Origin of the sequence: Lutibacter citreus (assembly GCF_003260195.1) — a bacterium.
Classification (GTDB): domain Bacteria; phylum Bacteroidota; class Bacteroidia; order Flavobacteriales; family Flavobacteriaceae; genus Lutibacter; species Lutibacter citreus.
In genome coordinates, this window is sequence record NZ_QEIH01000003.1 from 358,143 (window position 1) to 384,288 (window position 26,146).

The 26,146-nt window shown below is 27.9% G+C and carries 33 protein-coding genes; 27 read left to right on the top strand and 6 right to left on the bottom strand.

Annotation, left to right across the window (positions count from 1 at the left end; genetic code table 11):
• Nucleotides 1–6 precede the first annotated feature (6 nt).
• The 23 genes from DAD81_RS07615 (at nt 7) to DAD81_RS07725 (ending at nt 19,195) form a co-directional block, all read left to right on the top strand.
• The gene (locus DAD81_RS07615) at nt 7–750 is read left to right on the top strand and encodes an ABC transporter ATP-binding protein (protein ID WP_111707657.1); all 744 of its coding nucleotides are present in this window, start codon (nt 7–9) and stop codon (nt 748–750) included.
• A gap of 90 nt (nt 751–840) precedes the next feature.
• Nucleotides 841–2,061: an ABC transporter permease gene (locus DAD81_RS07620; RefSeq protein ID WP_111707929.1), complete on the top strand. Its 1,221-nt coding sequence runs from the start codon at nt 841–843 to the stop codon at nt 2,059–2,061.
• 6 nt (nt 2,062–2,067) lie between these two features.
• Complete coding sequence (locus DAD81_RS07625) at nt 2,068–3,102, top strand: sensor histidine kinase (protein WP_111707658.1); 1,035 nt, start codon at nt 2,068–2,070, stop codon at nt 3,100–3,102.
• 82 nt (nt 3,103–3,184) lie between these two features.
• Nucleotides 3,185–3,814 carry a YbhB/YbcL family Raf kinase inhibitor-like protein gene (locus tag DAD81_RS07630; RefSeq protein ID WP_111707659.1) on the top strand — a complete coding sequence of 210 codons (630 nt, stop codon included), beginning with the start codon at nt 3,185–3,187 and terminating at the stop codon, nt 3,812–3,814.
• Between the two features lie 131 nt (nt 3,815–3,945).
• On the top strand, nt 3,946–4,680 hold the full coding sequence (locus tag DAD81_RS07635; protein WP_179950035.1) for a LytR/AlgR family response regulator transcription factor: 735 nt from the start codon (nt 3,946–3,948) through the stop codon (nt 4,678–4,680).
• A gap of 123 nt (nt 4,681–4,803) precedes the next feature.
• The gene (locus tag DAD81_RS07640; protein ID WP_157961099.1) at nt 4,804–6,153 is read left to right on the top strand and encodes an MATE family efflux transporter; all 1,350 of its coding nucleotides are present in this window, start codon (nt 4,804–4,806) and stop codon (nt 6,151–6,153) included.
• A gap of 415 nt (nt 6,154–6,568) precedes the next feature.
• Nucleotides 6,569–7,174 (top strand): DUF6515 family protein, encoded by a 606-nt coding sequence (locus DAD81_RS07645; RefSeq protein WP_111707661.1) that lies wholly within the window; start codon nt 6,569–6,571, stop codon nt 7,172–7,174.
• Between the two features lie 179 nt (nt 7,175–7,353).
• Entirely contained in the window at nt 7,354–7,578 is a 225-nt protein-coding gene (locus DAD81_RS07650) for a hypothetical protein (protein WP_111707662.1), read from the top strand.
• A 10-nt stretch (nt 7,579–7,588) separates the two neighbouring features.
• The gene (locus DAD81_RS07655; protein WP_111707663.1) at nt 7,589–7,954 is read left to right on the top strand and encodes an arsenate reductase family protein; all 366 of its coding nucleotides are present in this window, start codon (nt 7,589–7,591) and stop codon (nt 7,952–7,954) included.
• Between the two features lie 165 nt (nt 7,955–8,119).
• A complete protein-coding gene (locus DAD81_RS07660; protein ID WP_111707664.1) occupies nt 8,120–8,470 on the top strand; it encodes a carboxymuconolactone decarboxylase family protein in 351 nt (116 codons plus the stop codon).
• 12 nt (nt 8,471–8,482) lie between these two features.
• Nucleotides 8,483–9,313 carry a 5'-nucleotidase, lipoprotein e(P4) family gene (locus DAD81_RS07665; RefSeq protein ID WP_111707665.1) on the top strand — a complete coding sequence of 277 codons (831 nt, stop codon included), beginning with the start codon at nt 8,483–8,485 and terminating at the stop codon, nt 9,311–9,313.
• Between the two features lie 43 nt (nt 9,314–9,356).
• On the top strand, nt 9,357–9,746 hold the full coding sequence (locus DAD81_RS07670) for a hypothetical protein (RefSeq protein ID WP_111707666.1): 390 nt from the start codon (nt 9,357–9,359) through the stop codon (nt 9,744–9,746).
• Between the two features lie 6 nt (nt 9,747–9,752).
• On the top strand, nt 9,753–11,024 hold the full coding sequence (locus DAD81_RS07675) for an MgtC/SapB family protein (RefSeq protein WP_111707667.1): 1,272 nt from the start codon (nt 9,753–9,755) through the stop codon (nt 11,022–11,024).
• Nucleotides 11,025–11,191: 167 nt separating this feature from the next.
• On the top strand, nt 11,192–11,701 hold the full coding sequence (locus tag DAD81_RS07680) for a ferritin (RefSeq protein WP_111707668.1): 510 nt from the start codon (nt 11,192–11,194) through the stop codon (nt 11,699–11,701).
• Nucleotides 11,702–11,757: 56 nt separating this feature from the next.
• Entirely contained in the window at nt 11,758–12,576 is an 819-nt protein-coding gene (locus DAD81_RS07685; protein WP_111707669.1) for a DUF1269 domain-containing protein, read from the top strand.
• Between the two features lie 35 nt (nt 12,577–12,611).
• Nucleotides 12,612–13,322, top strand: a complete 711-nt coding sequence (locus tag DAD81_RS07690; protein ID WP_111707670.1) for a 2,3-bisphosphoglycerate-dependent phosphoglycerate mutase — start codon at nt 12,612–12,614, stop codon at nt 13,320–13,322.
• Nucleotides 13,323–13,332: 10 nt separating this feature from the next.
• Entirely contained in the window at nt 13,333–13,833 is a 501-nt protein-coding gene (locus DAD81_RS07695; RefSeq protein WP_111707671.1) for a hypothetical protein, read from the top strand.
• Between the two features lie 22 nt (nt 13,834–13,855).
• Entirely contained in the window at nt 13,856–14,419 is a 564-nt protein-coding gene (locus DAD81_RS07700) for an HdeD family acid-resistance protein (protein ID WP_245949193.1), read from the top strand.
• A 300-nt stretch (nt 14,420–14,719) separates the two neighbouring features.
• Nucleotides 14,720–15,985: an NAD(P)/FAD-dependent oxidoreductase gene (locus tag DAD81_RS07705; protein ID WP_111707673.1), complete on the top strand. Its 1,266-nt coding sequence runs from the start codon at nt 14,720–14,722 to the stop codon at nt 15,983–15,985.
• Nucleotides 15,986–16,099: 114 nt separating this feature from the next.
• Nucleotides 16,100–16,720, top strand: a complete 621-nt coding sequence (locus tag DAD81_RS07710; protein ID WP_111707674.1) for a DUF2238 domain-containing protein — start codon at nt 16,100–16,102, stop codon at nt 16,718–16,720.
• A gap of 176 nt (nt 16,721–16,896) precedes the next feature.
• Nucleotides 16,897–17,550 carry a BON domain-containing protein gene (locus DAD81_RS07715; protein WP_111707675.1) on the top strand — a complete coding sequence of 218 codons (654 nt, stop codon included), beginning with the start codon at nt 16,897–16,899 and terminating at the stop codon, nt 17,548–17,550.
• Nucleotides 17,551–17,758: 208 nt separating this feature from the next.
• The gene (locus tag DAD81_RS07720) at nt 17,759–18,412 is read left to right on the top strand and encodes a BON domain-containing protein (RefSeq protein ID WP_111707676.1); all 654 of its coding nucleotides are present in this window, start codon (nt 17,759–17,761) and stop codon (nt 18,410–18,412) included.
• 18 nt (nt 18,413–18,430) lie between these two features.
• Entirely contained in the window at nt 18,431–19,195 is a 765-nt protein-coding gene (locus DAD81_RS07725; RefSeq protein WP_111707677.1) for an exodeoxyribonuclease III, read from the top strand.
• A 20-nt stretch (nt 19,196–19,215) separates the two neighbouring features.
• Here the strand turns inward: DAD81_RS07725 and DAD81_RS07730 are convergent, their stop codons facing one another.
• From DAD81_RS07730 to DAD81_RS07745, 5 genes are all read right to left on the bottom strand, one after another.
• Nucleotides 19,216–19,575, bottom strand: coding sequence for a hypothetical protein (locus DAD81_RS07730; RefSeq protein WP_111707678.1), 360 nt, complete (start codon nt 19,573–19,575; stop codon nt 19,216–19,218).
• 33 nt (nt 19,576–19,608) lie between these two features.
• Entirely contained in the window at nt 19,609–19,908 is a 300-nt protein-coding gene (gene trxA, locus DAD81_RS07735; RefSeq protein ID WP_111707679.1) for a thioredoxin, read from the bottom strand.
• A 68-nt stretch (nt 19,909–19,976) separates the two neighbouring features.
• Complete coding sequence (locus DAD81_RS21135; RefSeq protein ID WP_262511272.1) at nt 19,977–20,099, bottom strand: hypothetical protein; 123 nt, start codon at nt 20,097–20,099, stop codon at nt 19,977–19,979.
• 88 nt (nt 20,100–20,187) lie between these two features.
• Entirely contained in the window at nt 20,188–21,129 is a 942-nt protein-coding gene (locus DAD81_RS07740) for a DnaJ C-terminal domain-containing protein (RefSeq protein WP_111707680.1), read from the bottom strand.
• A 13-nt stretch (nt 21,130–21,142) separates the two neighbouring features.
• A complete protein-coding gene (locus DAD81_RS07745) occupies nt 21,143–21,955 on the bottom strand; it encodes a sigma-70 family RNA polymerase sigma factor (RefSeq protein ID WP_111707681.1) in 813 nt (270 codons plus the stop codon).
• Nucleotides 21,956–22,262: 307 nt separating this feature from the next.
• Here DAD81_RS07745 and ligD point away from each other — a divergent pair, with 307 nt between their 5' ends.
• The 4 genes from ligD to DAD81_RS07765 all read left to right on the top strand — a co-directional run bounded on the left by ligD (nt 22,263) and on the right by DAD81_RS07765 (nt 25,479).
• Entirely contained in the window at nt 22,263–23,159 is an 897-nt protein-coding gene (ligD, locus tag DAD81_RS07750) for a non-homologous end-joining DNA ligase (protein ID WP_157961100.1), read from the top strand.
• Between the two features lie 103 nt (nt 23,160–23,262).
• Nucleotides 23,263–23,811, top strand: a complete 549-nt coding sequence (locus DAD81_RS07755) for a hypothetical protein (RefSeq protein WP_111707683.1) — start codon at nt 23,263–23,265, stop codon at nt 23,809–23,811.
• A 1-nt stretch (nt 23,812) separates the two neighbouring features.
• Nucleotides 23,813–24,463: a hypothetical protein gene (locus DAD81_RS07760; RefSeq protein ID WP_111707684.1), complete on the top strand. Its 651-nt coding sequence runs from the start codon at nt 23,813–23,815 to the stop codon at nt 24,461–24,463.
• A 167-nt stretch (nt 24,464–24,630) separates the two neighbouring features.
• Nucleotides 24,631–25,479: an adenine nucleotide alpha hydrolase family protein gene (locus DAD81_RS07765; RefSeq protein WP_111707685.1), complete on the top strand. Its 849-nt coding sequence runs from the start codon at nt 24,631–24,633 to the stop codon at nt 25,477–25,479.
• Nucleotides 25,480–25,623: 144 nt separating this feature from the next.
• On the opposite strand, the gene DAD81_RS07770 is transcribed toward DAD81_RS07765, so the two are convergent.
• On the bottom strand, nt 25,624–26,124 hold the full coding sequence (locus DAD81_RS07770) for a hypothetical protein (protein WP_111707686.1): 501 nt from the start codon (nt 26,122–26,124) through the stop codon (nt 25,624–25,626).
• Nucleotides 26,125–26,146: the final 22 nt, after the last annotated feature.

Sequence of the window (26,146 nt, forward strand, 5' to 3'; positions counted from 1 at the left end):
ACTAAAATGAGCAAAGAAATTATTAAAATAGATGATTTAAAACGTGAGTTTACTATGGGAACTGAAACGGTTCATGCTTTAAGAGGTATTTCATTTTCCATTAAAGAAGGCGAGTTTGTAACTATAATGGGATCTAGTGGATCAGGTAAAAGTACATTATTAAACATTTTAGGATGTTTAGATCAGCCTACTTCTGGAACTTATATAATTGATGGTGAAAAAGTTAAAAGCTTAAGTAAAAATGAATTAGCTAAAATAAGAAATGAAAAAATAGGGTTTATTTTTCAATCTTATAATTTATTAGCCAGAACATCCGCTATAGAAAATGTAGAATTACCGTTATTATACAATAGCAAAGTATCTACTGAAGAACGACGATCTCGTGCTATTAAAGCCTTAGAAATGGTTGGTTTGGCCGATAGGATGGATCATACACCATCAGAGCTTTCGGGAGGACAACAACAGCGTGTAGCAATTGCTAGGGCTTTAGTTAATAATCCGGTTATGATTTTAGCAGATGAAGCAACAGGTAATCTTGATACACGTACATCTTACGAAATTATGTCACTTTTTCAAGAGTTAAATAAACAAGGAATTACCATTACTTTTGTAACACATGAGCCTGATATTGCAACATTTAGCAGTAGAACAATTGTATTAAAGGATGGGCATATTATACAAGATTATAAAAATCATAAAGTACAATCTGCAGCTGACGAGTTAGCTAAATTACCTAAACAAGACGATTAATTATGAAATGCCTAACAAAATTTTCAATACCGAATTATTTGCTAATTGTGGCATTCGATATGGCCATTAAAAAACATTAAATATAAACAGATGAGACTATTAAATTTATTTAAAATCGCTTTTAAAGCCATAGTTCTTAACAAAACAAGAACTTTGCTAACCATGTTAGGAATTATTATTGGGGTTGCTTCTGTAATTGCAATGTTAGCAATTGGTGAAGGTTCAAAAGAAAGTATTCGTACTACCATTTCAGCAATGGGTTCAAATATGATTACGGTTAGACCTGGATCTGGTGTAAGGGGTGGTGTTAAACAAGAGCGTAGCGCTATGGAAACATTAAAGCTTAAAGATTATTACGCTATTAAAGAACAAGCAGACTTATTAACTTATATAACACCAATGGTTAATGGAGGTGGACAAGTAATAAATGGTTCTAATAACTGGCCATCAAGTATATATGGAGTAAATTCAGATTATTTAAAAATTAAAATAGTTGATTTACAAAGTGGAAGTATGTTTACAGATGCCGAAGTTAAAACAGCTGCTAAAGTAGCTTTAATTGGTCAAACCGTTGTAGATAACGTGTTTCCTGATGGGCAAGAACCTGTGGGGCAAATGATTCGTTTTAACAATATTCCTTTTAAAATTATTGGTGTTTTAGAAGAAAAAGGAGAAAATACTTTTGGTCAAGATCAAGATGATGTTGTAATTGCGCCATACACAACCGTACAAAAACGAATTTTAGCAATAGACCATTTAGAATCTATTATAGCATCTGCTATAAGTGAAGATAAGGCGCCAGAAGCTGTAACTCAAGTTTCAGAAATTTTACGAAAACAACACAAAATAACAGAAAATGATGAAGATGATTTTCATGTACGTTCTATGGAAGAATTAATTTCAACCTTTAGTTCAACAAGTGAAATGTTAACCATTTTATTGGTTGCTGTTGCTGGTATTTCATTATTAATAGGAGGTATTGGTATTATGAATATTATGTATGTATCAGTAAAAGAGCGTACTAAAGAAATTGGTTTGCGAATGGCAGTAGGAGGTAAAGGCTCTGATATTTTAATGCAATTTTTAATTGAAGCTATTTTAATAAGTATTACCGGTGGAGTTTTAGGTGTAATTTTAGGGTTAGGATCAACCGTTTTTATTGAAAAATTCTTAAATTGGCCAACAAGTGTAGCGCTGTATTCAATAATAATTTCATTTGTTGTATGTGCTGTAACAGGTATCTTTTTTGGATGGTATCCGGCTAGAAAAGCAGCGGCTTTAGATCCAATAACCGCTTTACGTTATGAATAATTAATTATGCATAAAAATAAAAAAATAACAGTTTTTTCACATATTTTAGTATGGATAGTTTTATTTAGCATACCTTATATTTTATCGTATGGACAATCGCTAGAGTTTAGTAGAATTATTGCTCATTTTTGGATTCCGTTAGGGTTTTATGCAATTATTTTCTATGTCAATTATTTTATACTTATAAATCGGTTTTTATTTACAAAAAAAATGTTACTGTTTATTGGTATTAACCTTGGCATGATAGCCTTGTTTTTAATTTTAAAAGAACAAATCGAAGATTCTTTTTTTCAAGAAATTGTAAGAAAAGAATCTAAAGATAAAGGTAATGGCCCTCCTTTTAAATTATTTATTTATGTACAAATGTTATCCTATGTTGTGCCATTGCTATTTTCAATTGCTATAAAAACGACCAAAAGGTGGGCGCAAACAGAAACAGCACGTAAAGCAGCAGATACTATAAAGTTAGAATCAGAATTGCAACATTTACATTACCAATTGCAACCGCATTTCTTTTTTAATTCGTTGAACAATATTTATTCAATGGTAGATATTTCACCAGATCAGGCAAAAAAGTCTATTCATAGTTTAAGTAAATTAATGCGTTATATGTTGTATGAAACTAATATGGAATTAGTTCCGCTTTCAAAAGAAATCGATTTTATGAAAAAATATATTGATTTAATGAAGTTGCGTGTTTCTGATAAAACGGTGGTTCGTTATAATTTTCCTTCAAAAGAATCAGGAATTAAAATAGCTCCATTATTGTTTATTTCTTTAATTGAAAATGCATTTAAACATGGTGTTTCAGCAAGCAAAGAAAGTGAAATTAACATAAATATGACTACTGAAAATAATACTGTATTTTTTAGTATTGTAAACGATAATTTTCCTAAAAAGAGAGATGACAAAAGTGGTTCAGGAATTGGATTACAAAATTTAGAAAAACGCTTAAAATTATTATATTCAGGTAAATACAGTTTTACAACGAAAGTTAAAAATAACCATTTTTCAGTCCATTTAAATATAGAAACATTATAAGTTATAGCTAGTTTAGTACTAATACTTTGATTTATAATATTATGAATCCTAACGGAATTTCAATTGTTGAAAATCATAAAAAATGAAAGCAATTAAAAGTTTAAAAATTTTATTTCCACTACTATTTGTTTGTATTATTTCTTGCAATAACAAGAGACCTAATCCAAACAAAAAGAATAAAACATTAACTAAAATAAATCATGACGATTTTAAAACAATCCATTCTAATTTCAAATTATCCAGTATCGCAATAGAAAATGGTGTTTTGAAAGAAGACTATAAATGCGAAAAGAAGGTAAATGATGTTGAAAATTCAATTCCTCTTTCGTGGGAAAATGTTCCTAAGGGTACAAAATCTTTAGCCATTGTTATGTATCATTATCCTAAAAAAGAAGATAAAACCGAAATTAATTCCTATTTGTTATTGTGGGATATAAATCCTGAAATTACTGAAATACCTTATAAAATGGCTCCCAATGGAGATTGGTTTATGGGAGCTAACAAAGATGGTACAGCTGTATCCTACACTTCTCCTTGTTCTAAAGGAAAAGGTACGCATGAATATATTATTGCGCTTTATGCTTTATCAGAAACACCTGCAATTTTACCTAAATTTAACTCTATAGATGTAGACTATAATATATTTATGAATGCAATTGCAACAGTAAATATTATTGATAGAACTACTCTTAAATTTGTAGATTCTAATTAAAGTATAAAACCTTAAAAATAAGATGCTTTTTATTGTTTTTTACTACTTTTACAATTGCAATAAAGTTGGTAGATTGGGAAGGAATAATGGATTGGATTGAGAGAACTTTAAAATAGAAACAAATTTAACTTATGAGCAACATAAAAATTTCGTGTGTTATTGTTGATGATGAACCTATGGCGCTTAATTTGGTAGAAAGCTATGTAGAAAAAACACCTTTCTTGGTTCTTGAAAAAAAATGTAGTAGTGCTATTGAAGCAATGGAATTTATAAAATCGGAGCCTGTAGATTTACTTTTTTTAGATATTCAAATGCCAGATCTAACGGGAATTGAGTTTTCTAAAATGTTGCCAGAAAATACACGTGTAATTTTTACTACTGCGTTTGATCAATATGCTCTAGAAGGTATAAAAGTTGAAGCTTTAGATTATTTATTAAAACCTTTTGATTATGCTGAGTTTTTAGCAGCTGCTAACAAAGCAAATAAGTGGTTTTCATTGGTAAAAGGAAAACAGCAAAATGTAGTTTCCGAAGAAAAAGAATTCCTTTTTGTAAAATCGGAGTACAAACAATTGCGCATTAAATTGTCTGATGTATTGTATTTTGAAGGCTTGAAGGATTATATTAAAATATGGTTAAAAGATAATCCGAAGCCTATTTTAACACTTATGAGTTTAAAATCTTTACAAGAAGAACTTCCTGAAACTCATTTTATGCGAGTTCATAGATCGTTTATTGTTTCATTAAAAAATATTGAAGAAATAGAGCGTAGTCAAATTATAATTAATAAGCAACGTATTACAGTTTCAGAGCAATACAAACCTAAATTTTTAGAATTTGTAACTAATAATTCTTTAAATACCTAGATACATTTAACTTCTATTATAAAATTATTCGATGCATAAAAGTATTGTCAAATATCTATTTTTTAGATACTATTTTGATAATAGCTTATAAAAAATCTGTTTTTAAAAATTATGAAATCTAAAATGAAATCATCAAAAGATGTTTCTGTTTTAAAACAGCTAATGACTTATACGGGCCCCGCAGTGTTAGGCCTTTTAATTAATGCGCTGTATAATATTGTTGACCGAATATTTGTTGGACAATTTGTAGGGGCAGAGGGATTATCAGCTGTAACAATGGTGTTTCCAGTATCTATTTTTCAATTTGCATTTATACTTTTGTTTAGTAGTGGTACAGGCGTTTTAATTTCTAATTATTTAGGTAAATCTACTCCTGAAAAGGCGGAAATAGCTCTTGGTAATATGGTTGCAGGACTTTTGGTATCTATAGTTGTATTTACTTCTGCTGGATTGCTATTTTACGAACCTTTATTAAAGTTTTTTGGTGCTAGTGGAAAACTTCTTGCTATGTCTGGAGATTATCTTCAAGTAATTGTAATTGGCTTCCCATTATCCTTTTTTATAGCTTTAGAGTTTACTTGTAGAGCAGAAGGAAATCCACGTTTACCAGCAATTCTTGTATTTGTTTCATCAATAATTAACATTTTGTTAGATATTGTTTTTATGAAAGGTTTTGATATGGGAGTTCGTGGAGCAGGATTAGCAACAATTATTGCTCAAGGGGTAAATGGTTCACTTTTATTGGCTTATTATTTAAGAGGCAAGAGTGTGATAAAACTTTTATGGAAAAATATTAGACTGCAGAAAAAAATAATTTTCCCAATGCTATTATTAGGTTTATCACCATTTATAATGGATTTTGCCACCAGTTTACAAAATATGATTATTAATAATCTATTAATTAAATCTGGAGGTTCTGAAGCAGTAGCCGTTATGGGAATTATTTTTAGTGTGAACGTTTTATTTATGATGACATCTCTTGGTATTGGAGATGGAATACAACCTATTGTTAGTTTTAATTTAGGGGCCAATCAGCATGTTAAAAACTATAGAATCTTACGTTATACAATGATTATTATTGGTTTAATTGGACTTTTAGGTGTGTTGATATGTGAGCTGTTTCCAAATTTAATAATTAGGATTTTTATTAATAATGAAGCTATTACTGAAATGGCGGAAAAAGCCTTACAAATTTTTGCATTTTGTATACCTTTTTATATGATTCAAATAATTGCTACACGTTATTTTCAAGCTGTACAAGAAAATAATATTGCTGTATTTTTGGCTATTCTTCGCCCAATATTGTTGTTTGTACCAATATTATACACTTTAAATCATTTTTATGGTTTAAATGGAATATGGATAGCATTTGTAGTAAGTGATAGTTTGGCAGCTTTAGTTTCTTTATTGCTTGTTCGAAAATATTCATTAAAAAAATTAAGAGTTCCAAGAAAATCTAATTGGTTAACTTAAAATTTCAATCTCTATTTTAGCTCAAATATTAAAAATAAAATATTTATTATGTAGAGAAATTTATTATCAATAGCGGTAGCAACAACAAAGATAAAGCTATTAGTTCTAAAGAAGCCATTGGGTATATAGCAGAAAACTTTAATGTATTAGATACAAACAAAAATTAAAGTATTAACCTTACTGAATTAATAGGTTTACTTGGTTTATTGAAATAATTTTATAAAAAAGACATATTTAAAAAGGTATGCTTTTTTTAGGTGAAATCACTAAAATTACTTTACTTATAGATTTAGAATACCCATTCATCTATTTCATTTTTTTTGTAATTATTAGATAAATACCTTTAAACTATTAATGTAAAATAGAGTCTAAGTATTTAGATAAAAAGAAGTATAAATATTAAAATTATGAAATTATGAAATCATTTATGAAAGCATATGTGTTACTAGCATTATTTTTGATGGCTATAACAACGCAGGTTTCTGCACAAACTCGTAGAGGAACTTCAACAAATAATAAAACAGTAAAAAGAACAAGTATTTCTAAGGCAAATAAAAGTTCTATTAGCAGAAGAGTACCAAGTACTAAAGTAATTTATAAAACACCAAAAAGGAAAGTAATTGCAGTACGTAATGTTCCAAACAGAACTATAATTAATTATAAAAATCAAAATTATTATTACGCTAATAATAAATTTTATACACGATCTAGAGGAAGCTATATAGTTATCGCCCCAAAAATTGGTTTTAGAATAAATGTACTACCATCAAATTATAAAAGAATACGTTATAATAACCACAACTATTATAATGCGTATGGTATTTTTTACATACAAATTAATAATGAATATGAGGTTGTAGATCCAGAAATTGGTACAGTAGTTTATGAGCTGCCAGATAATTACGAAAAAGTAGTTATTGATGGACAAACTTATTACGAGTATGCTAATATTTTGTACGAAAAAGTACAAATAGATGGTACTAGAGCTTATGAAGTTATTGGTATTATTGATATGAAATAAAAAATGAATATTAATTGATTGTCCGATTGATTAATAGTTGAAAGGAGAATAGTTATAAAAACTATTCTCCTTTTTTATTTTTATAGATTCTCTATTTTTGGTCTTAAGATTTTAAGACTGACCCAAGTCATTTTATAAAATTCATATCATTTTTATATTTACATATCAAATTTGATATTATGAAAGATTTACATCAAATTCAAAATGAAATTACGGAACTCACAACCAGAATAGAAACCAACTATCCTGAGTTATATCGTTCTTTGGATGAGAATCCAATAACATTGTCCGTAAGTGAATATCCACAAATAAATAAAAAGGTAATGGAAGATTATCTGCAAACCTTAAAGGATATATTAAAGCATTATTTAGAAGAACTAAAAATAATTAATAGTAGTATTTAATAATACGGTTATGGGTGAAATCTCTACATCTAACAGGCAAATTACATTGTATTATAGTTCAAAATCTATTAGAGCAAAGCAAACATTAATATATGCTAAAGCTGAAGGATTACCCATTTATGAAATAGATATTTTAAAAAATAAACTTACAGGAACCCAATTAGTTGAACTTGCTGATAGGTTAAATTTAGAACTTGCTGATCTTGTAAACCAACAACATCCAGCCTATAAATTAAAATTTGAACATCACAATCTTTCTACAAATGATTGGATAAAAATGATTCAACATAATCCAGAAATTATGAAACAACCAATTGCTTTACGAGGCGATATTACTATTTTAATTGAAACACCTACTGATATTATTAAGATTTAAATTACGAGTAAACCTGTTTAAGGGGAAAAATAAACTTAAAAACTTATAAAATGATGTAGATCATTTTGTAACAATTTATTATAAAATAATTTTGAAAAAGCAGATTGTTTTGATGATTTTCTTTAAAGCAATTTATATAACATAACACTTTAAATAACTTTAGTTATGATTAAAGATTATTCTAAACACTACAATGATCTCTCAAAATTAATGAAAGAGATGGGAGAAAGAATCCCTGCTACAATGGAAGGTTTTAACAAATTACATAAAGCTGGTAGCGGTGAAGGGGAGCTTTCATCCAAAACAAAAGAACTTATAGCATTAGGAATTGCAATTTCTGTAAGATGTGATGGTTGTATAGCTTTTCACGTACACGATGCTTTAATATCGGGAGCCAGCTCTGATGAAATTATGGAAACTATTGGAGTTGCCATACTTATGGGTGGAGGGCCTGCATTAATGTATGGTTGTGAGGCAATGGAAGCATTAAATCAGTTTGTAGTATTAGAGAATTAATTAGGAAATATTATGAGGAATAAAATACGTGTCATTTTTTTAACTTTAATAGTATTGGTAGGGTGTAAAACTAAAATTACTAAAAGCCAATACAATCCAGTAAAAATTGAAAAAGTTTGTATTCCAAATAGAGAATATTCAATACAAGCGGTCTTATGGCAACAAAACGCTGCAGAATATCGTGCATTAGCATATCAAGCGTTTAACTTAGCTAAATTACAGTTAAATAGTATTTTAGATACTGAAACTAGTAATAAAAAGCCTTTTGCTATTATTACAGATATTGATGAAACGCTCTTGGATAATAGTCCTTATAGCGGTAAGCAAATTAAATTAGATGAGGAGTTTACCAAAATGAGATGGGCTGAATGGGTTAAGAGAAAGGAAGCAAAAGCAATTCCAGGATCGCTTGATTTTTTTAATTATGCCAGAAGTAAAGGAGTGGACGTATTTTATATTTCAAATAGATCCGTAAATTATAAACAAGAAACTATTGAAAACCTTCGCGAAGCAGGATTTCCATTTGCAAATGCCTCACATGTTTTATTAAAAAAAGCTACCAGTGGAAAAGAGGTAAGAAGACTGAAAGTAAATAAATCGCACGAAATTATACTGTTAATTGGTGATAATTTATCAGATTTTTCAATGGTATTTGATAACCGATCTAAAGATGAAAGAAATAAGAGAGTAGATAGTTTGAAAACTAATTTTGGTAAAAAGTTTATTGTACTTCCTAATCCAACTTATGGAGATTGGGAAACCGATGGGGTTTTAAAAGGAAAATATAATTGGACCTATTTTCAAAGAGATTCTATCCGTCATTCAAATATTAAATCCTATTAAAATGCCTATAAATTGTAAACTTTAAAAACTAAATAGATATACTATGCTAACAGAAATACTATATAACTCTAATATGCATTTTGAACATCAACTTTGGAAACGAGAACTCGCTTTTTGGAAGGATGAGTTAAATTTTTTAAATATAAAATTGAGTGAATTAGTAACACGATGGACAAACAAGGAAGTTCTAGATAAGTTGGAGTATTATCAAAATGAATTTATTGTTCATGGGGGAATTATGGAAGATATTAATGAAGCTATTACAGTTCATGAAACGCATGTAGCAGAAGAACAAGACAATATAGGCTTAAATGAACAAGACATTAAAATGATTAAAAAACATATTGAATTAAGAAATAGTCTTGAAACACAACGACAAATTTATTCAGACCTTAAAAAAGAGTTTTTTAAGTTTCTAGAAGAGTTTATGTAATAAAATATGCAAATATATGAAGCAATAAAAGAACAAGTTGGATCTTATATTCTTGGCGTATTAATAAGTTTAGGTATAGGTTTAATACTTGGTTTGGAAAGAGAATACGACAAGCTCAAGGAAGAAAAAGGTTTTGCCGGAATTCGTACATTTCCTATTGTTGCTATACTCGGATTTTCTATAAGCAATTTAACAGAAACATATACTCCTTGGTTAATTATTATAGGTTTAGGAGCAATAATTTTATTTTTAGCATTAAATTATTTTTCTATAAAACAAGTAGAGACAGGGCAAGGGTTAACTACCAATTTAGCTCTAATTGCAACTTTTGTTTTAGGAATAATGGTTTCTGCTGAATATTATAAAAATGCCGTAGCAACCGCAGTTATTATAGTTACATTACTTTCACTTAAAACTCGATTTCGCTCTGTAATAAAAAATATTACTTCAAATGAGCTTTTTGCATTTATAAAGTTCTCTATTATTGCTTTATTAATTTTGCCTTTTTTACCCAATAAAACGTATGGGCCAAACAATTTATTAAACCCTTTTGAAATTGGTTCTATTATAGTAATTGTATCCTTTTTAAATTTTATAGGATACTTTTTAGTGAAATTTGTAGGTACAAAAAAAGGAATTTTATTAACAGCAATACTTGGCGGACTTATTTCTAGTACTGCAGTGGCCTGGAATTACGCCATAAAAAGTAAAGAATTGCCAGAGTTTTCTAAAAAGTATAGTGCAGGTATTATAGTAGCGTCTGCAATTATGTTTCCTAGGCTTGCTTTATTAGCCTATATTTTTAATAATGAAATTATAAGGTATTTGGCATTTCCTTTTAGTTTATTAACAACTATTTGTATTGTAGCTACTTTAGTGTTAATGCGAAGGGATGATAATAAACCCGAGATTGATTTTAAACTTGGTAATCCTTTAAATATTTTAAATGCTATTGGTTTTGGAGTCGTGTATTTAATTATTCTTTTTGCCGTTTTTTATAGCAACAAATATTTTGGGGAAAATGGGTTATACTTTTCAGCTTTAATAGCAGGTTTGGCAGATACCGATGCAATTACAATTAGTATGTCTAAATTTTCTTTAGAAGGAGATAAACTTCAATTGGCATCTTCAGTAATTATAGCAGCTACCGTAAGTAATATGTTAGTGAAATTGGGTATTTCCATGCTAAGAGGTTCAAAAGTTACAGGTAAACTAGTAGGCTACGCATTTGGGATTATAATTTTAATAGGAGTTATTTACATACTCATCTATTTATAAATAGTATTCCTTTCTCTAAATAAACTCTCAAGAAATTCAAAAATAAAATAAATACTTTTTTTATTAGGCTGACCTAGGTCAGTGCATCACGCTTGATAACTAATTAATTTTGATGTTGAAATATTTAATTAGTATTAAGGAAAAATAAATTTTTAAAACTGATAAAAATGAAAACAAAATCAGAATTTTTAAGTGAAGAAATGGTTAAATTACTTAATTACCGTGTAGAACAAGAAGAATATTCAGCAAGAATATACTTATCTATGGCTAATTGGTTAAATGATAAAGGTTTTGCAGGTGCAGCAAAACTATTTAAAGATTATAGTGATGAAGAACTTGTACATGCAGACAAAGCCAAAAATATGCTTTTAGCCAATGGAATAAGACCTATTACACCTGCCTTAAAACAACCTAAACAAGATTTTTTAAGCCTTCCAGATGTTTTAATATCAGCATTAGATCACGAAAAAGAAATCACAAAACAATGTTATGCACTTACAAAAGCAGCTCATACAGAAGAAAATTTTATGGTTGTAGAGCTAGGTTTATGGTATTGTAAAGAACAAGCGGAGGAATTAAATAAAGTACAATACTTTATTGGAAGATTAGAAGCCTTTGGAGAAGAATCTATTATGTTGAGAGAATTGGATAAAGAAATGGGGCAATTAGCCAAATAATTTGTTCGTGAAATTTAGAATAATAGCAATTAGTAATAACCTTTAAAGTAAAAAAAATGGCAAATATTTTAGTTATTCCTTTTAAGGAAGATACAAAAGCTCTTGAAGCATTACATAAAATAAAAGAATTAGATTCTTATGGTGATATTACACTGTATGATCACTTAATGGTTCGTAAAGTTGATGAAAATCATTATGAATTATTGAACGATCAAACAGCTGGAGAGGGTTGGAGAACTCTTACTGGTGGGGCAATTGGAGGTCTTTTTGGTTCTATTGCAGGTCCTGTTGGTTTTGTTATAGGTTTATATTCAGGTTTAACTGTTGGAGCAGTGATAGATGTTGGTCGTTATAATTTTGAAGATAATTTTATAAAAAAAATCAGTAATAAAATGACTGTAGGAACCATTGCTATTGTAGCTGAAGTGAGTGAAAATAGTTCAGTGTTTATAGATGATGCTCTTAGATCTTATAGTTCAGAAATTATTAGAAGTGAAGCTGAAATTGAGTTTGACGATTATATAGATGAATATATAGAAGATTTGGAAGATAAAATTGAAGATCAACGAGAAAAGTTAAAAAAAGTAACAGCTTCTGAAAAAACTAAAATCAGAATTAAAATCAACGATTTAAAAGCAAAAAGGAAAATTAAAATTACTGAATTGGAAGACAAAAAAAAATCTATGATAAAAGAAATTAAGAACAAAACAACAAATAGAATTAACAAATTAGAATCTAGCCTTAAAGGTTATGAAGATGCCGTTACTAATTCATTTGTTAAAGCTAGAAGAAACAGGATAAAAAAGAGAATTAAAAAACAAGAGGATAAATTAACTCAATTATACAATGCATTGGGTGAAGATATTTTGGATTAATTTGAAAAATTAGAAAATTTTAAAATGAAGTAGAAATGGGGAAGTTAATACTAGTAAGACACGGAAAAAGTTTATGGAATATAGAAAATATATTTACCGGTTGGACAGATATAGATATTGCTCCTAAAGGTATTGAGGAAGCTATAATAGCGGGAGAAATTATTCGAGATCATAATATTACGATTGATATTTGTTTTTCATCTTATTTAAAAAGAGCTATAAAAACTGGTTCTATTATTTTAGAAACTGCTAATATGATGCAAATTGATTTCATAAAAAGTTGGAAACTTAATGAACGTAATTATGGAGCATGGCAAGGAAGAAATAAGGATGATGTAAAAAAGGAAGTTGGAGATGAACTTTTTTGGAAAATTAGAAGAGGATTTAGTACGTCGCCTCCCAATCTATCAATTGATGATGAAAGACATCCAAAATTTGATCCTAAATATGCTAAAATTAGCATAGATGAATTACCTAGAAGTGAATCTTTGGAACAAACCAAACAAAGAGCAGTTCAATATTATTACGAAGCTATTGTTCCTGAATTGGTAAAAGGAAAAAACGTACTAGTTGCAGGTCATGGTAATTCAATTAGAGCTTTAATGGGACAAATTGAAAATATTTCTTCAGCTGAAATTCCAAAAGTAGAGGTGAAAACGGGAGTTTTAAATATCTATGAGTTTGATGCCAATATGAATTTAGAAAAACAATATGAATTAAAACAAGTAAGTAAATTAGAAATTTAAATAATTAGATATGAAAACAAAAATTTTATCCTTAGCTGTAATCGTTTTTATGGCAGGAATTGTATTAATAAGCTGTGGACAGACATCTAAAAAAGATGCGAAATCTGTTAAAGAGGATGTAAAAGAACTTAATAAAGATGTAAAACAAGGAGCAATAGACTCTAGTAAAGAAATTAAAACAACTGTAATTTCAAACTGGAAAAAATTTGAAACTACATCTAAAATTGCCATTGAAAATACAGATAAACAGATTAATATACTTAAGATGAAAATTTCTAAAGCCAATAAAAATGAAAAAGTAAAATTGGTTGAGCAGTTAAATAAGCTTGAACAAAAAAATAAAGAAATTAAAGAAAAATTGACAAAAAGAAGCAAAGAGTTTAAAGATGGTGTTATTTCTTTTAATGAAACCGCTAAAGCAAATGAACAACAATTTGAAAGAGAGTTTAATCATGATATGGACGAGTTAGGTTTGGCTTTAAAAGACCTTTTAAAAAACAACGTAAACTAATAATTATAAAATCTATATAGTTATGACAGTTTTAAGTGCAACGCAATCTGCAGTGAAAAATTGGTGGATATCACTCTTGTTAGGAATATTATTTGTTCTTATAGGAGTATGGGTATTTCAAACTCCATTAGAAAGTTATATGTCGTTAAGCATTATTTTTAGTGCATTTATATTAGTTTCTGGTTTGTCTCAAATTGTATTTTCTATTTCCAATAAGAGTGATATACAAAGTTGGGGATGGTATTTAGCAAGTGGTATTCTAGACCTTATTATAGGGTTATTATTAATAACACATCCGTTTATGACAATGGCCATTTTACCTTATTTTGTTGGTTTTTGGTTACTATTTCAAGGGTTTTTGGCTATAGGTTTATCGCTTCAGTTTAAATTAGTTGGTTTTCCATCTTGGGGATGGTTATTATTTTTAGGATTTTTAATCTTAATATTTTCCTTTTTATTGTTGGCCAATCCTGTTTTTGCAGGTTTTAGTATTGTTTATATGACTGCATTCGCATTTATTTTTGCAGGTATATTTAGAATTTTTCTAGCTTTTAATTTAAAAAAAATGAAGAAAAGTATTGAATAAAATAATTAGAAGCAGTGTTATATTCATAAAAGGGTATAAGTTTTTTCGTTTTGTTATTTAAAACCTTTTGTATAAACACGCTTGTTAGAACAACAAATGTTAAGAATTTACTTATAGAAAATACTTTTATATTTCTAACACTGCTTTTTTTACTTTTAAATATATAGTTATAAAAATAAAAAAAAATAAAAATCCTAAAGAGGTTATTTTAAATACCGTAGGATTTAGAATAAAATCTCTTGCAAGCGCTGTATATTATAAGAAGGGTGAAGTAATACAAGTTAAAAACATTCATTTATTATGAAAAATAAAAAAAGAGTTTTAGTTCTTGGATGCAATTTTGCAGGACTTACAGTTGCTCGTTTTCTGCATAAAGAGGCAGATAATTATATTAAAATTACGGTTATAGATCGTAAAAACTATATCAATTTTATTCCTAATATTCCTATTGAAGTTTTTAATAATCATAATCCAGCAGATACTTTAGAATTTGAATTTCAAAAATATTTAAAATCAGATGGAAGTGAATTCATACAGGCAGAAGTGGAGAGTATTGATTCTGCTAACAAAAAAGTATATTATACACCAAATGAAAGAAAAGGCTCAGCTCAAGAAAATATTGAATACGATTACTTAGTTATAGCCTTAGGATGTAAATTGGCTTATGATAAAATTGAAGGATTTGCCGAATTTGGGCATACTTTTTCTGATACTTTTTATGGTAATGAAGTTCGCAATTATTTAAACAACAATTATAAAGGAGGACATATTGTATTAGGGTCTGATAGATTTATACAAGGTAAAAGTCCAAAACTACCTATAATACCAACCGCATTGGCAGCTTGTGAAGGTCCACCTATTGAATTGGCTTTTTCATTGGCCGATTGGTTAGAAAAACATAAAAAAGGAAATGCTAAAAACATTACTTTATTTACTCCTGGCGATATTATTGCAGAAGATGCAGGTGAAACTATTCTCAATAAATTACTTCCAATGGTATTAAAAATGGGTTATGGTTATAAAAATAATACTATAGGAATAAAAAGAATTTATAAAGAAGGTATTGAGTTTAAAGATGGAACTAGCTTAGAAGCTGAAATGAAAATTATCTTTCCTAATTGGGAACCCCATAGTTTTATGAAAGGTCTTCCTTTTGTAGATGATCAAGGATTTGTTATTACTGATTTATTTATGAGAAATCCTGATTATCCAGAAATATTTGCAGTAGGAGATGCTGCGTCAGTTACAATACCAAAAATAGGTTCTTTAGGGCATATGGAGTGTGAAATTGCTTCAAAAGTTATTGCAAATGAAATTTTAGGAAAAGATGAAAAAATAGATCCATTGCATCCTTTACTTTTATGCTATGGAGATATGGGTAGGCACAAAGGTTTTTATATGCATACGGATGAATGGTGGGGAGGAAAAACAAGTATCTTAAAAATGGGATATACACCTTATATTTTAAAAATGGGTTTTAAAACAATGTATCAAACATTAGGGGGGAAAGTACCAAGTTGGGGACTTCCTTTATCTGAAATAGTTGGTGATCATTCTATAATATAAGTTATAATCGTCAACAATATATTATAGGTTTTATTTTTATAAAGCTAAAAGTATATTAATCGTCATCTTTTATATTTTTTATAAGTATAAAGGGGAACCTTAAAATTTTGACAAATGATAATTAGCAGTACTATAACCATAAAAAAGGTTTGGTTTGTTTTATTATTTTCTTCAATTTGGCTTAATTCTTTAATCGGAACTACAGATATCGCCAATTGGTTTATAGAAAATACATTAACGGTTATAGCGCTGCTTTTTTTAATTTTTACTTATAACAAGTATCGCTTTAGTAATATTAGTTATTTATTCATTTTTATTTTTTTGTGTTTACATGTTTATGGTTCTAAATATACATATGCAGAAAATCCATTTGGCTATTGGTTGCAAAATGTATTTCATTCTTCAAGAAACCATTATGATAGATTGGTACATTTTAGTTTTGGATTTTTACTTTATTACCCTTTACAAGAATGTTTTATAAAATGGCTTAAAATTCCAAAGTATTTAGCATTAAGACTTCCTGTTTTGGTGATTCTTACTTCAAGCGCTTTATATGAAATTATAGAATGGTTAGTGGCAGATGTATTTTTTGTTGAGCAAGGAATTTCATATTTAGGAACGCAGGGAGACGTTTGGGATTCTCAAAAGGATATGGCAGTTGCATTATTAGGTGTTTTATCTTCAGGTTTATTCTTTTATTTATATAAAAAAATGTTTGATTTTTATAATAAATAGAAAAAGTATTTAAAGCTAATTAAAAAATTATATAAAAAAAAAAAGGACTTTAAATATCAATAATATTTTACATTTTGTTAAAATATTCAAAAAATAATTAATGCTGATCTAGGTCAGTGTCAGTACTTTAAAGGTGTAATATCTTTGATGTGTTATTAACATAAATACATGAAATTATGAGATCAGATGTAAGTATTAAAAAAGATGTCTTGGATGAATTAGAATGGCAACCAAATATTGATGAAACTCAAATTGGGGTAGTAGTAAAAGATGGTGTTGTAACATTATCAGGAACTGTAGATAGTTATGTAAAAAAAAGAGAAGCAGAAAATGCAGCTAAAAGTGTAGTTGGTGTAAAAGCAGTAGCAGAAGATATTGTAGTTAAATATAGTTCAAGTACACAAAAAACAGATTCAGAAATTGCAGCAGCAGCAGTAAATGCCTTAAAATGGAATATTTCTGTTCCTGAAAATGATATTAAAGTTAAAGTAGAAGATGGTTGGATTTTCCTTTCAGGTAAAGTAATGTGGGATTTTGAAAAAAATGCAGCAACAAAAGCCGTTGAAAACTTACCAAGTGTAAAATTTGTGGTAAATAATATTACATTAAAAAACACCATAAATGTTAATGATATTAAAGATAAAATTAAAAAAGCATTTGAAAGATCTGCAGATATTGACGCTAAAAATATTGAAGTAAAAGCTGATGCACATAACGTAAAATTAACGGGAAAAGTTCATTCTTTAAAAGAAAAAGAAGATGCAAGAAAAACAGCTTTGTATGCACCAGGTGTATGGACTGTGGATAATGAGTTAGAGGTTGTGTATTAATAATTCTAAAAAAATAGAAGAATTTAATTGTGTGGTTTTCTTAATTAAAATTACCCTAGTTGTAATAATGATTAGGGTAATTTTTTTATGAAATTATTATAACTTAGAGCGTCTTTAAATACAGTTCTGATGCAGATCATTTTAGTTAAAATTCTTCTTAACTAACTTTATATATGAAAATAAAATGTTTAATTAAAAATAAACTATAATGAAATCAGATTTAGAAATTAAATACAACGTATTAGAAGAATTAGCATTTCAACCAAATGTAGATGAAACTCAAATAGGAGTAGAGGTTGAAAATGGAGTAGTAGTGCTTACTGGCGTTGTGAATGATTACCACAAAAAAGTGGAAGCTGAAAAAGCAACAAAAAGAGTAAAAGGTGTAAAAGCATTAGTTGGGGATATTATAGTTAAATATGGTACTAATTATCAGAAAACTGATAAAGAAATTGCCAAAGCTATTGTTAAATCTTTTGAATGGAATATGTTAATTCCTGAAGAGAAAATTGAGATTGAAGTTCGTGATGGTTGGGTTAATCTTTCAGGAGAAGTAGATTTGCCTTCTCAGAAAGATGCTGCAAAACATGCAGTAAAGAATATAGCCGGTGTTAAATGGATAAATAATGTTATTACCATAAAACAAGTTATTCCTCCTTATAATATAAAAGAAGAAATAGCAAAAGTGTTTAAGCACTCGGCAGATGTAGATGCTGAGGGGATTACGATTAATATAGTGGGAAATGTGGTGAAATTAAAAGGTAAAGTACATTCTTTAAAAGAAAAAAATGAAGCTGAGAAAACCGCTTATTTATCTCGTGGAGTTTTTAAAATTGAAAATGAATTGGAAGTAGTAGATTAAATTAATAAAATACGATATATGAAAATTATTTCTTGGAATGTAAATGGTATAAGAGCCATTGTTAAAAAAGATTTTTTAGAAACTATAAATAAATTGAGACCAGATGTTTTGTGTTTGCAGGAAACTAAGGCTCAAGATAATGAAGTAGAAAAGGCGTTGTTACCTTTGAACAATTATAAACAGTATTTTAATTCGGCAGATAAAAAAGGATATTCTGGAACTTCAGTTTTAAGTAAAACTAAACCGTTGAAACTTATAAGTGATATGCATATTCTTGAACATGATACTGAAGGACGGTTACAATGTGCTGAATATAAAAAATTCTATTTAGTAAACGTTTATGTTCCTAATTCTGGGCAAAAATTAGACCGTTTAGAGTACCGAAAACAATGGGATGCAGATTTATTAAAGTATTTGAAAAACCTTGAGAATACCAAGCCTGTGATAGTTTGTGGTGATTTTAATGTGGCTCATAGTTCAATGGATTTAAAGAATGACAAATCTAACTACAACAAAACTGCTGGCTATACGCAAATTGAAATTGATGGAATGGATAATTTTATTAAAGCAGGATTTGTAGATTCTTTTCGCTTTTTACACCCAAATGATATTGTATATACTTATTGGAGTTATCGTTTTAAAGCGAGAGAAAGAAATACAGGTTGGAGAATTGATTATTTTTTAGTGAGTGAATCTTTAATTGGAAAAATTAAAGACGTTACTATTTACTCAGATATTTTTGGTTCTGATCATTGTCCAATTTGTTTGGAGATTGATATATAATTTAATGAATTTTCAATTTTTTAAGATCGCTCGTGAATATATTCTTTTAGAACATCTATTTGAAATTTCCCAACAATGGATAAGCTAGGATCTGCATTCATTAAAACTAACCCATATCCTAAATGAGAAAGTTTACAATCTTGAATAATTTCTTGGTTAATTCCGCTATAAACAGGCATAAAATGCTTTTGTGTATCAATATCTGAAGAATTTGCTATTTTAATTGCCATTTCAATGGCGTTAGTAATTTGTTTAGGAGACAATCCTTTATCCAATAAATCACTAGCCAAATGCTTCATGTTTAAAGCGTAATAAAAATTCGTAAAATTAAGAATAACATCGTTTTCTTTGTATTTTCGTTCGTATATCAATAGTTCCATAGGTTATAGTTTTAAAATGAAAATAAATTGTGGTTATGTATTTTGTTTTATAATATCCATTATTTGAGCTTTAGTTTGTACACCAGATTTACGCCAAACAATCTGTCCTTTTTTAAATAGCGCTAATGTTGGCACACCTCTAACATTATATCGGCTCGCTATTGCTTGGTTTTTATCAATGTCTATTTTTATAATTCTAACCTTGCCGTCTATTTCTTGAGCTACCTGTTTTATAATGGGTGACTGCGATTTACAAGGCCCGCACCAATCTGCATAAAAATCAATAAGAACAGGCTTTTCTCCATTTATTAATTTATTAAAATCTCCTTTCATAATTATAATTTTAAGTTGAAAGATGGATACACTAATTAGAGTATATGAATCAAAAATTAATTTTTCTGTTATAAGCTTTTTACATATTCAAAAACAATTCTTTTAAATGTTTTAAAATCTTTAGTAAAAAGGTTCATTCTTAAAATAATTTCACGATGTTTTTCTCTATAAAAATAATCTGAAAATCCCATTTCACCTAGCTCAATTTTAGATAATAATTGTTCTTATTTAACAATACTATTAAAAACTTTTTCATAATTACCAGGTATTATATTTTCTTTATACTTTATGTTTACTCAAATCCTGAAGTTTTTTAAATAATTCTTCTTCTTCTTTTGAAAGATTTTTTGGCATTGTTACACTTAGTTTAACAAGTAAATCTCCATAAGAAGAATGTTTTCCATATTTTGGCATTCCTTTACCTTTAAGTCTTAGTGTTTTTCCATTTTCATTACCTTTTGGCACTGTAATTTTTAATGTTCCTGTTAGTGTAGGCACCTCTAATTTACCTCCCAAAATGGCAGTGTATAAATCTATTGAAGTATTGTACAGAAGATCATCTGATTTTCTTATAAACCTAGGATCTTGTTGTACTCTTAAAATAATATATAAATCACCTCTTTTACCACCTTTAACACCTTTTTGTCCTTTACCTTTTATTTTTAATTGTTGACCATCATAAGAACCTGGTTTAATGGTAATACGTAAATTTTCATTATGTATTTCAAAAGTACGTTTACTTCCTTTATATGCTTCTAAAAGTGTAATTGGCATTTCTGCTTGGGTATCACCTCCAGAATATGATGACCGTTGGCCTGCTGAGGCACGTCCACCTGCTCCAAAAAATGTTTCAAAAAAACTTGAAAAATCGCCACCCTGAGCACCTTGTCCAAAAATATCTGAAGGATCTCCTTGATAGGAATAAGAGTTGCCTCCTCTTTTATTTTGATTGGCTCTATTTGCATAATCACGCCAATCATCACCTGTATTTTGGTAAGCATCCCAATTAGAGCCAAGAGTATCATACTTTTCTCTCTTCTCTTTATTGCTTAACACTTCGTTGGCTTCATTTAATTCCTTAAACCTTTCCTCTGCGGTTTTATCATTTTTATTTTTATCTGGATGGTATTTCGCAGCAAGTTTTCGGTAGGCTTTTTTAATGTCTTTTGTTGTGGCATCTTTACTAACACCTAATGTTTTATAATAATCCTTATAGTTCATTTATAAAGAGATTTTAATTTACAAAGTATCTGTTGAAAAAACTTACTTGTATTGCTTTTTTAGCATTATTTAAAAGTTGATCAACTTCTTCAACAGTAGTATTTCTTATTTTTGCAATTTCTTCTAAATCTAGTAGCTCATTTGTATACAATTCAAAAACATTTCGCATTGCAAAAGGTAAATTGTGTAATACCATTGCTATATGATTCTGAATTTGTTCAGCACTTAATTGTTTATCAATTTTTTCAGCTAAAGCTATTTGATCATCCTCAATAAAAACGTGATTTAAAGTATAGTCATTATGGTTATAAGATTTATCATCTAACTCTTCAATCATTAATAAATCACCACCACCATCTGTACTGAATTTTTCCTCCATTTCATCCAATTCAGGTTTAGAATAATCATCTATATTTTTAAAGAATAAATTATCAAATTCTTCTTCTACAATTCTATCATCTAACAACTCGTTTGTTTTTTTAAATAACCAGAGGTAAAAATCATTTTTAGTTTTAACTTCTTCAATATTATCATATATTTCAATAAAAAGCTGATTTATAAAGTCATTTGCATTATACTTATCTTTTGAAAAATGTCCTTTTTTTATAGCAGTATTTAATTGCCCATTCACATACTTTCTTATTAATGGTAAAATTTTTAAAACTAATTTATTAAATGAATCTTGGTCACCTTCTTTTTTTAAATGAATAAGATTAGGGAAAGTATTGGTAACAAAGAGTCTAACTTCTTTTTTACTTTGGTAATATGAAACATTTGCTTGCATAATATAGGTGCTTAAATAAGTTATATGTAAAGGTGCAAACATATAACGTGAGATGAAATGACCTAGATCAGTCAATAAAAAGATATTGTACTGATTTGTATCATTTTAAAATGTTCTTAGTTGTAATAATTTTGAGTTACTTAATAAATATTTAATTAAAATAAAATATTGTAAGATTAGATTTAAATATTTAAGAAATATATACTTGAGGAGTTAGCCTGATAACCAAATATTGGTAAAACTTAAATTAGAGTGAACTTTAGAAGCTAAAAAAACTTCTTTATACGTTTTTAAAGTATAAATTAATAATGAACTGCATGTGACCGAAAAAAACATTAAAAATAAACACATGAAAACTACGAGTCTTAATTTTGAAATTACACAAAAGGATAAAGTTTTATTTCCTAATTCGGGAGTTACAAAAAATGATTTAATGGTCTATTATGAAAAAGTAAGTGACTACATGATTCCTTATTTAAAAAATCGTCCATTAACAATGCAACGTTTTCCAGAAGGGATTTCAAAAGAAGGTTTTTTTCAGAAAAATGCATCTAAATATTTTCCTGAATGGGTAAAAACGGAAGAGATTAGAAAAGTTGGAGGTTGGGTAAATCATGTGATTTGTAATAATAAAGCTACACAACTTTATTTAGTGAATCAATATGTTGTCACTTTTCATGTTTCTTTAAGTACAATTGATAATATTGAGTATCCTGATAAGCTTATTTTTGATTTAGATGCTCCAAATGGAAATTTTGAATTAGCGGTAGAAGGAGCTAAGGTATTAAGAAATCTTTTAGAAAATAAATTAGGTTTTAAGGCTTTTTTAATGACTACTGGTTCTAAAGGATTACACGTTGTTGTTTCTTTAAAACAGCAAGAAGATTTTAATGAAGTACATGCTTTAGCTAAATTGATATCAAATTATATTTCTACTCAAAACCCTAATTTGTTTACAACAGCTATACGTAAAGAAAAACGTGAAGGCCGTCTATATATAGATTTTTTAAGAAATTCATATGGACAAACAAGTGTTGCGCCATATTCCGTTAGAGCAATTGAAAATGCACCAGTTGCAACACCAATTTTTTGGGATGAATTAGATGATAAAAAATTGAATGCACAAACTTGGAACATAAAAAATATATTTAAAAGATTGGTAAAAATAGAAGATCCTTGGGGAGATTTTGAGGCATCAAAAAAAAGTATTGAAGGTGTTAAGAATTTGTTGGAAAAACTAAACTAAAACAAAAAATCTAAAATTTATTGAGGTTATTCAATTTCATAATTATTGATTTTAGATTTAAAATATAATTAATCACATAAGTGATTTAATAAATATTAATAAAATGAAAAAAATTATTTTAGGCCTATTATTTATAGGATTTGTAATGCAATCTTATGGTCAAGACGTGCTTTTTCAAGCAAAACTTAAAAAAGAAAATGTTCCCGTAGCTGTTATTGAGGCAATTAATGGTGATTTTGGAGATGTTGAAATGATGGATTTTTATGCCATCCCAATAGAAATTATTGATGAAGATGTTTACATAAACCAAGACATTAATAATGATGAAGACTATGATACCTATCAAGTAACTTTAAAAGGAGGTAATGATAAAATTATTGCCACTTACAATAAGGATGGTATGCTAATAAGTTCAATTGAATATCTAAAAGATGTTTTATTACCTGCAAAAATTAGAAATACTATTAATAAAGCTTTCCCAGGATGGTATTTAACAAAAGACAAGTATAAAATGACACACTTTTCTAAAGCAAAAGCCAAAGAGCGATATAAAATTATTATTAAAAAAGGAAAAGAAATGAAAGTAGTATATATGGATGAGAAAGGTGAAGTTTTAAAAGTTCACCATAAAGTTAATTTTAAAATTATTTGATATGAAATCTAAAATATTATTAGTCGCCATTTTAACAATGGTAACTTTATTTAGTTGTAAGCAAAAAGATACTGAAATTAAAGTGGAGGACGAAACAGTAATTAAACTCCCTAATACTTCTGATGAAGAATTTATGACTGCAATTTACCTTTTAGATCAACAAAAAGAAAAAGAAGCTGTTGCATATTTAAAAAAAGGAATTGAAGATCTTAAAAAGGAAGGTAAAGAAATTAGCGGTCTTTATAAAACTAGTTTAATTAATTCAATTGAAAAACTAAATAAAATAACAGCTGATTTAGAAAATGGTAAAAGCGTTTCTACAGAAAATGTTAGAGAAAATATTGCAAATGCAGAAATAAGCATTGCACATAATTACCTTTCTACAACAGACATTTATGTACTTGAAGAACCAGATAATATAGCCTCAAACAGAACCAAAAGACATTTTAATAGAGTTCTGAAAAGTTTGAAAAAAGAAGAAGGTAGAATGGTAGATAAAGCTAAAGAAAAAAGTAAAGCTTTGTTAAAAGAAGGAGAAAAACTTGATAAAGAATACAAAGATTGGGAAAAGAGAGCTAAAGAATATACTAAGAAAACCAACGAACACTTTAAACAACATGATCCAGTTAATTATACTCCATATTTTTGGTAGTATTATGCCTATACATATTTAAGCTAAAAATGCAACATATTAAAAGTTTGCTTAATAGTTAACTTAATAATTGGAGTTACGTATAAAAAGGAAGTCTTGGTTTTTTGACTTCCTTTTTTGTTTATATTATTACTAAAAGTATCATTAAAATAATTAATCTTTTTAAAATGGAAAAAAGAATTTTATGTTACAGCGATTTTTCTAATAATGCGCAAAATGCTATTGATTATGCCATTAAGTTATATGAACAACAATCTTGTGTGTTTTATATTTTAAATGCCTTTCATGCAGATAAAAACGCTTCGGATATTGAAGCGCTAATCCCTGAGCCAGGTAATAAAATTTATGAAGAAGCTAAAAAATCTTCAGAAGTTGGTTTAAAAAAAATAATAGACACTTTAAATTCTAATTCTAAAAACACAAAACATACTTTTAAAAGCATCTCAATATTTAATTCTTTATTATATGCACTAAAAGACACTATTAAAATTAAAGCTATAAACTTACTTATTATAGGCGCCAAAAGCACTTTAGAAATTGAAGAAGATAAAAATATACCAACTCTAGATGTTTTGGAGTATATTACTGAATGTTCAATTTTGGCAATTCCTGGAAATTATAAATTTTGTGAATTAAAAAAAATTGTGCTTCCTATAAATTATCAAGAAGTATTAAATAAAGCCAATTTTTCTGAAATATTTGATATAATAAAACTACACAATTCAGAAATAAATATTTTACACATTAAAAAAGAAAATCATTTGAATAATAGTCAATTAGAATGTAAAAAATTGTTAGAAACTATTTTTAAAGGATTTAAATTTAGTTCTCATACTCTTGAGCGTATGAATGTTAATAAAGGAATTAACCTTTTTATTAAAAATCAACACAGCAATCTTATTGTTTATACAGAAGAAATATCTAGTTATATAGGCAATGAACTTCCAAGACCTTTGTTAAAGGAATTGGAAAATAATTTAACCTTACCTGTGATGGTAGTTAATGTTATTATTTAAAATTAAATTTATAAATAAGAAGGTAATAATTTTAGGTAATTAAGCTTGTACTAAGTGTTAAATAACGATGGAGAATAATTATAATAAATTAATTAATAACTGCTTAAGACAAGCTGGATGAGCCTATTAATTAAGAATTATTTATTAATTATTTATTAATTGTTTCTTATATGATAATTGTATTAAACTATCTTCTAGCTTATTTAATTTATTGTTGAACCCTCTTATTATTAACAAATATTTTCCGTTTTTTAATGCCTTTAAACACGTTGTTACTTTTTCTTGAACAATTCCGAGTCCGCATAAAATACTATTTGGTCCCATAGACATTGATCCTATTTTTTTACCATTAATTTCTTGTAAAAACATTGATGTAAAAGAGCCAATAATAAAAACAGTTCCAATTTCTGAGTTAGTAATAATACCAAAGTTTAAAGGTGAGTTAAATAAGCCTTTCAATTGTGTTTTTATTGCTTCAAGCTTATTTTTTTTTGAAAATTCTCCTATAATAGTAACCTGTAAGTGATCCTCGTAATAATTCTCTTTAAGAATTTTTATAGCATCTTCAATTTGGTTGTATTTTGTAAATGTTTTTAAAAAAATTCGTCTTTGTTGCTTTGTCTCTTGAATTTTAGATTTTGTCATAATTTTATAATAGTACTATAAT

Coding starts and splice junctions, on each gene's coding strand:
- DAD81_RS07660 (WP_111707664.1), top strand. CDS start 8,120: ATGATTAAAGATTATTCTAAACACTACAATGATCTCTCAAAATTAATG.
- DAD81_RS07745 (WP_111707681.1), bottom strand. CDS start 21,955: ATGTTTGCACCTTTACATATAACTTATTTAAGCACCTATATTATGCAA.
- DAD81_RS07720 (WP_111707676.1), top strand. CDS start 17,759: ATGAAATCAGATTTAGAAATTAAATACAACGTATTAGAAGAATTAGCA.
- DAD81_RS07700 (WP_245949193.1), top strand. CDS start 13,856: ATGACAGTTTTAAGTGCAACGCAATCTGCAGTGAAAAATTGGTGGATA.
- DAD81_RS07635 (WP_179950035.1), top strand. CDS start 3,946: ATGAGCAACATAAAAATTTCGTGTGTTATTGTTGATGATGAACCTATG.
- DAD81_RS07630 (WP_111707659.1), top strand. CDS start 3,185: ATGAAAGCAATTAAAAGTTTAAAAATTTTATTTCCACTACTATTTGTT.
- DAD81_RS07755 (WP_111707683.1), top strand. CDS start 23,263: ATGAAAAAAATTATTTTAGGCCTATTATTTATAGGATTTGTAATGCAA.
- DAD81_RS07695 (WP_111707671.1), top strand. CDS start 13,333: ATGAAAACAAAAATTTTATCCTTAGCTGTAATCGTTTTTATGGCAGGA.
- DAD81_RS07655 (WP_111707663.1), top strand. CDS start 7,589: ATGGGTGAAATCTCTACATCTAACAGGCAAATTACATTGTATTATAGT.
- trxA (WP_111707679.1), bottom strand. CDS start 19,908: ATGAAAGGAGATTTTAATAAATTAATAAATGGAGAAAAGCCTGTTCTT.
- DAD81_RS07705 (WP_111707673.1), top strand. CDS start 14,720: ATGAAAAATAAAAAAAGAGTTTTAGTTCTTGGATGCAATTTTGCAGGA.
- DAD81_RS07665 (WP_111707665.1), top strand. CDS start 8,483: ATGAGGAATAAAATACGTGTCATTTTTTTAACTTTAATAGTATTGGTA.
- DAD81_RS07685 (WP_111707669.1), top strand. CDS start 11,758: ATGGCAAATATTTTAGTTATTCCTTTTAAGGAAGATACAAAAGCTCTT.
- DAD81_RS07760 (WP_111707684.1), top strand. CDS start 23,813: ATGAAATCTAAAATATTATTAGTCGCCATTTTAACAATGGTAACTTTA.
- DAD81_RS07640 (WP_157961099.1), top strand. CDS start 4,804: ATGAAATCATCAAAAGATGTTTCTGTTTTAAAACAGCTAATGACTTAT.
- DAD81_RS07725 (WP_111707677.1), top strand. CDS start 18,431: ATGAAAATTATTTCTTGGAATGTAAATGGTATAAGAGCCATTGTTAAA.
- ligD (WP_157961100.1), top strand. CDS start 22,263: ATGAAAACTACGAGTCTTAATTTTGAAATTACACAAAAGGATAAAGTT.
- DAD81_RS07690 (WP_111707670.1), top strand. CDS start 12,612: ATGGGGAAGTTAATACTAGTAAGACACGGAAAAAGTTTATGGAATATA.
- DAD81_RS07710 (WP_111707674.1), top strand. CDS start 16,100: ATGATAATTAGCAGTACTATAACCATAAAAAAGGTTTGGTTTGTTTTA.
- DAD81_RS07650 (WP_111707662.1), top strand. CDS start 7,354: ATGAAAGATTTACATCAAATTCAAAATGAAATTACGGAACTCACAACC.
- DAD81_RS21135 (WP_262511272.1), bottom strand. CDS start 20,099: ATGGGATTTTCAGATTATTTTTATAGAGAAAAACATCGTGAAATTATT.
- DAD81_RS07765 (WP_111707685.1), top strand. CDS start 24,631: ATGGAAAAAAGAATTTTATGTTACAGCGATTTTTCTAATAATGCGCAA.
- DAD81_RS07730 (WP_111707678.1), bottom strand. CDS start 19,575: ATGGAACTATTGATATACGAACGAAAATACAAAGAAAACGATGTTATT.
- DAD81_RS07625 (WP_111707658.1), top strand. CDS start 2,068: ATGCATAAAAATAAAAAAATAACAGTTTTTTCACATATTTTAGTATGG.
- DAD81_RS07615 (WP_111707657.1), top strand. CDS start 7: ATGAGCAAAGAAATTATTAAAATAGATGATTTAAAACGTGAGTTTACT.
- DAD81_RS07670 (WP_111707666.1), top strand. CDS start 9,357: ATGCTAACAGAAATACTATATAACTCTAATATGCATTTTGAACATCAA.
- DAD81_RS07740 (WP_111707680.1), bottom strand. CDS start 21,129: ATGAACTATAAGGATTATTATAAAACATTAGGTGTTAGTAAAGATGCC.
- DAD81_RS07645 (WP_111707661.1), top strand. CDS start 6,569: ATGAAATCATTTATGAAAGCATATGTGTTACTAGCATTATTTTTGATG.
- DAD81_RS07620 (WP_111707929.1), top strand. CDS start 841: ATGAGACTATTAAATTTATTTAAAATCGCTTTTAAAGCCATAGTTCTT.
- DAD81_RS07715 (WP_111707675.1), top strand. CDS start 16,897: ATGAGATCAGATGTAAGTATTAAAAAAGATGTCTTGGATGAATTAGAA.
- DAD81_RS07675 (WP_111707667.1), top strand. CDS start 9,753: ATGCAAATATATGAAGCAATAAAAGAACAAGTTGGATCTTATATTCTT.
- DAD81_RS07680 (WP_111707668.1), top strand. CDS start 11,192: ATGAAAACAAAATCAGAATTTTTAAGTGAAGAAATGGTTAAATTACTT.
- DAD81_RS07770 (WP_111707686.1), bottom strand. CDS start 26,124: ATGACAAAATCTAAAATTCAAGAGACAAAGCAACAAAGACGAATTTTT.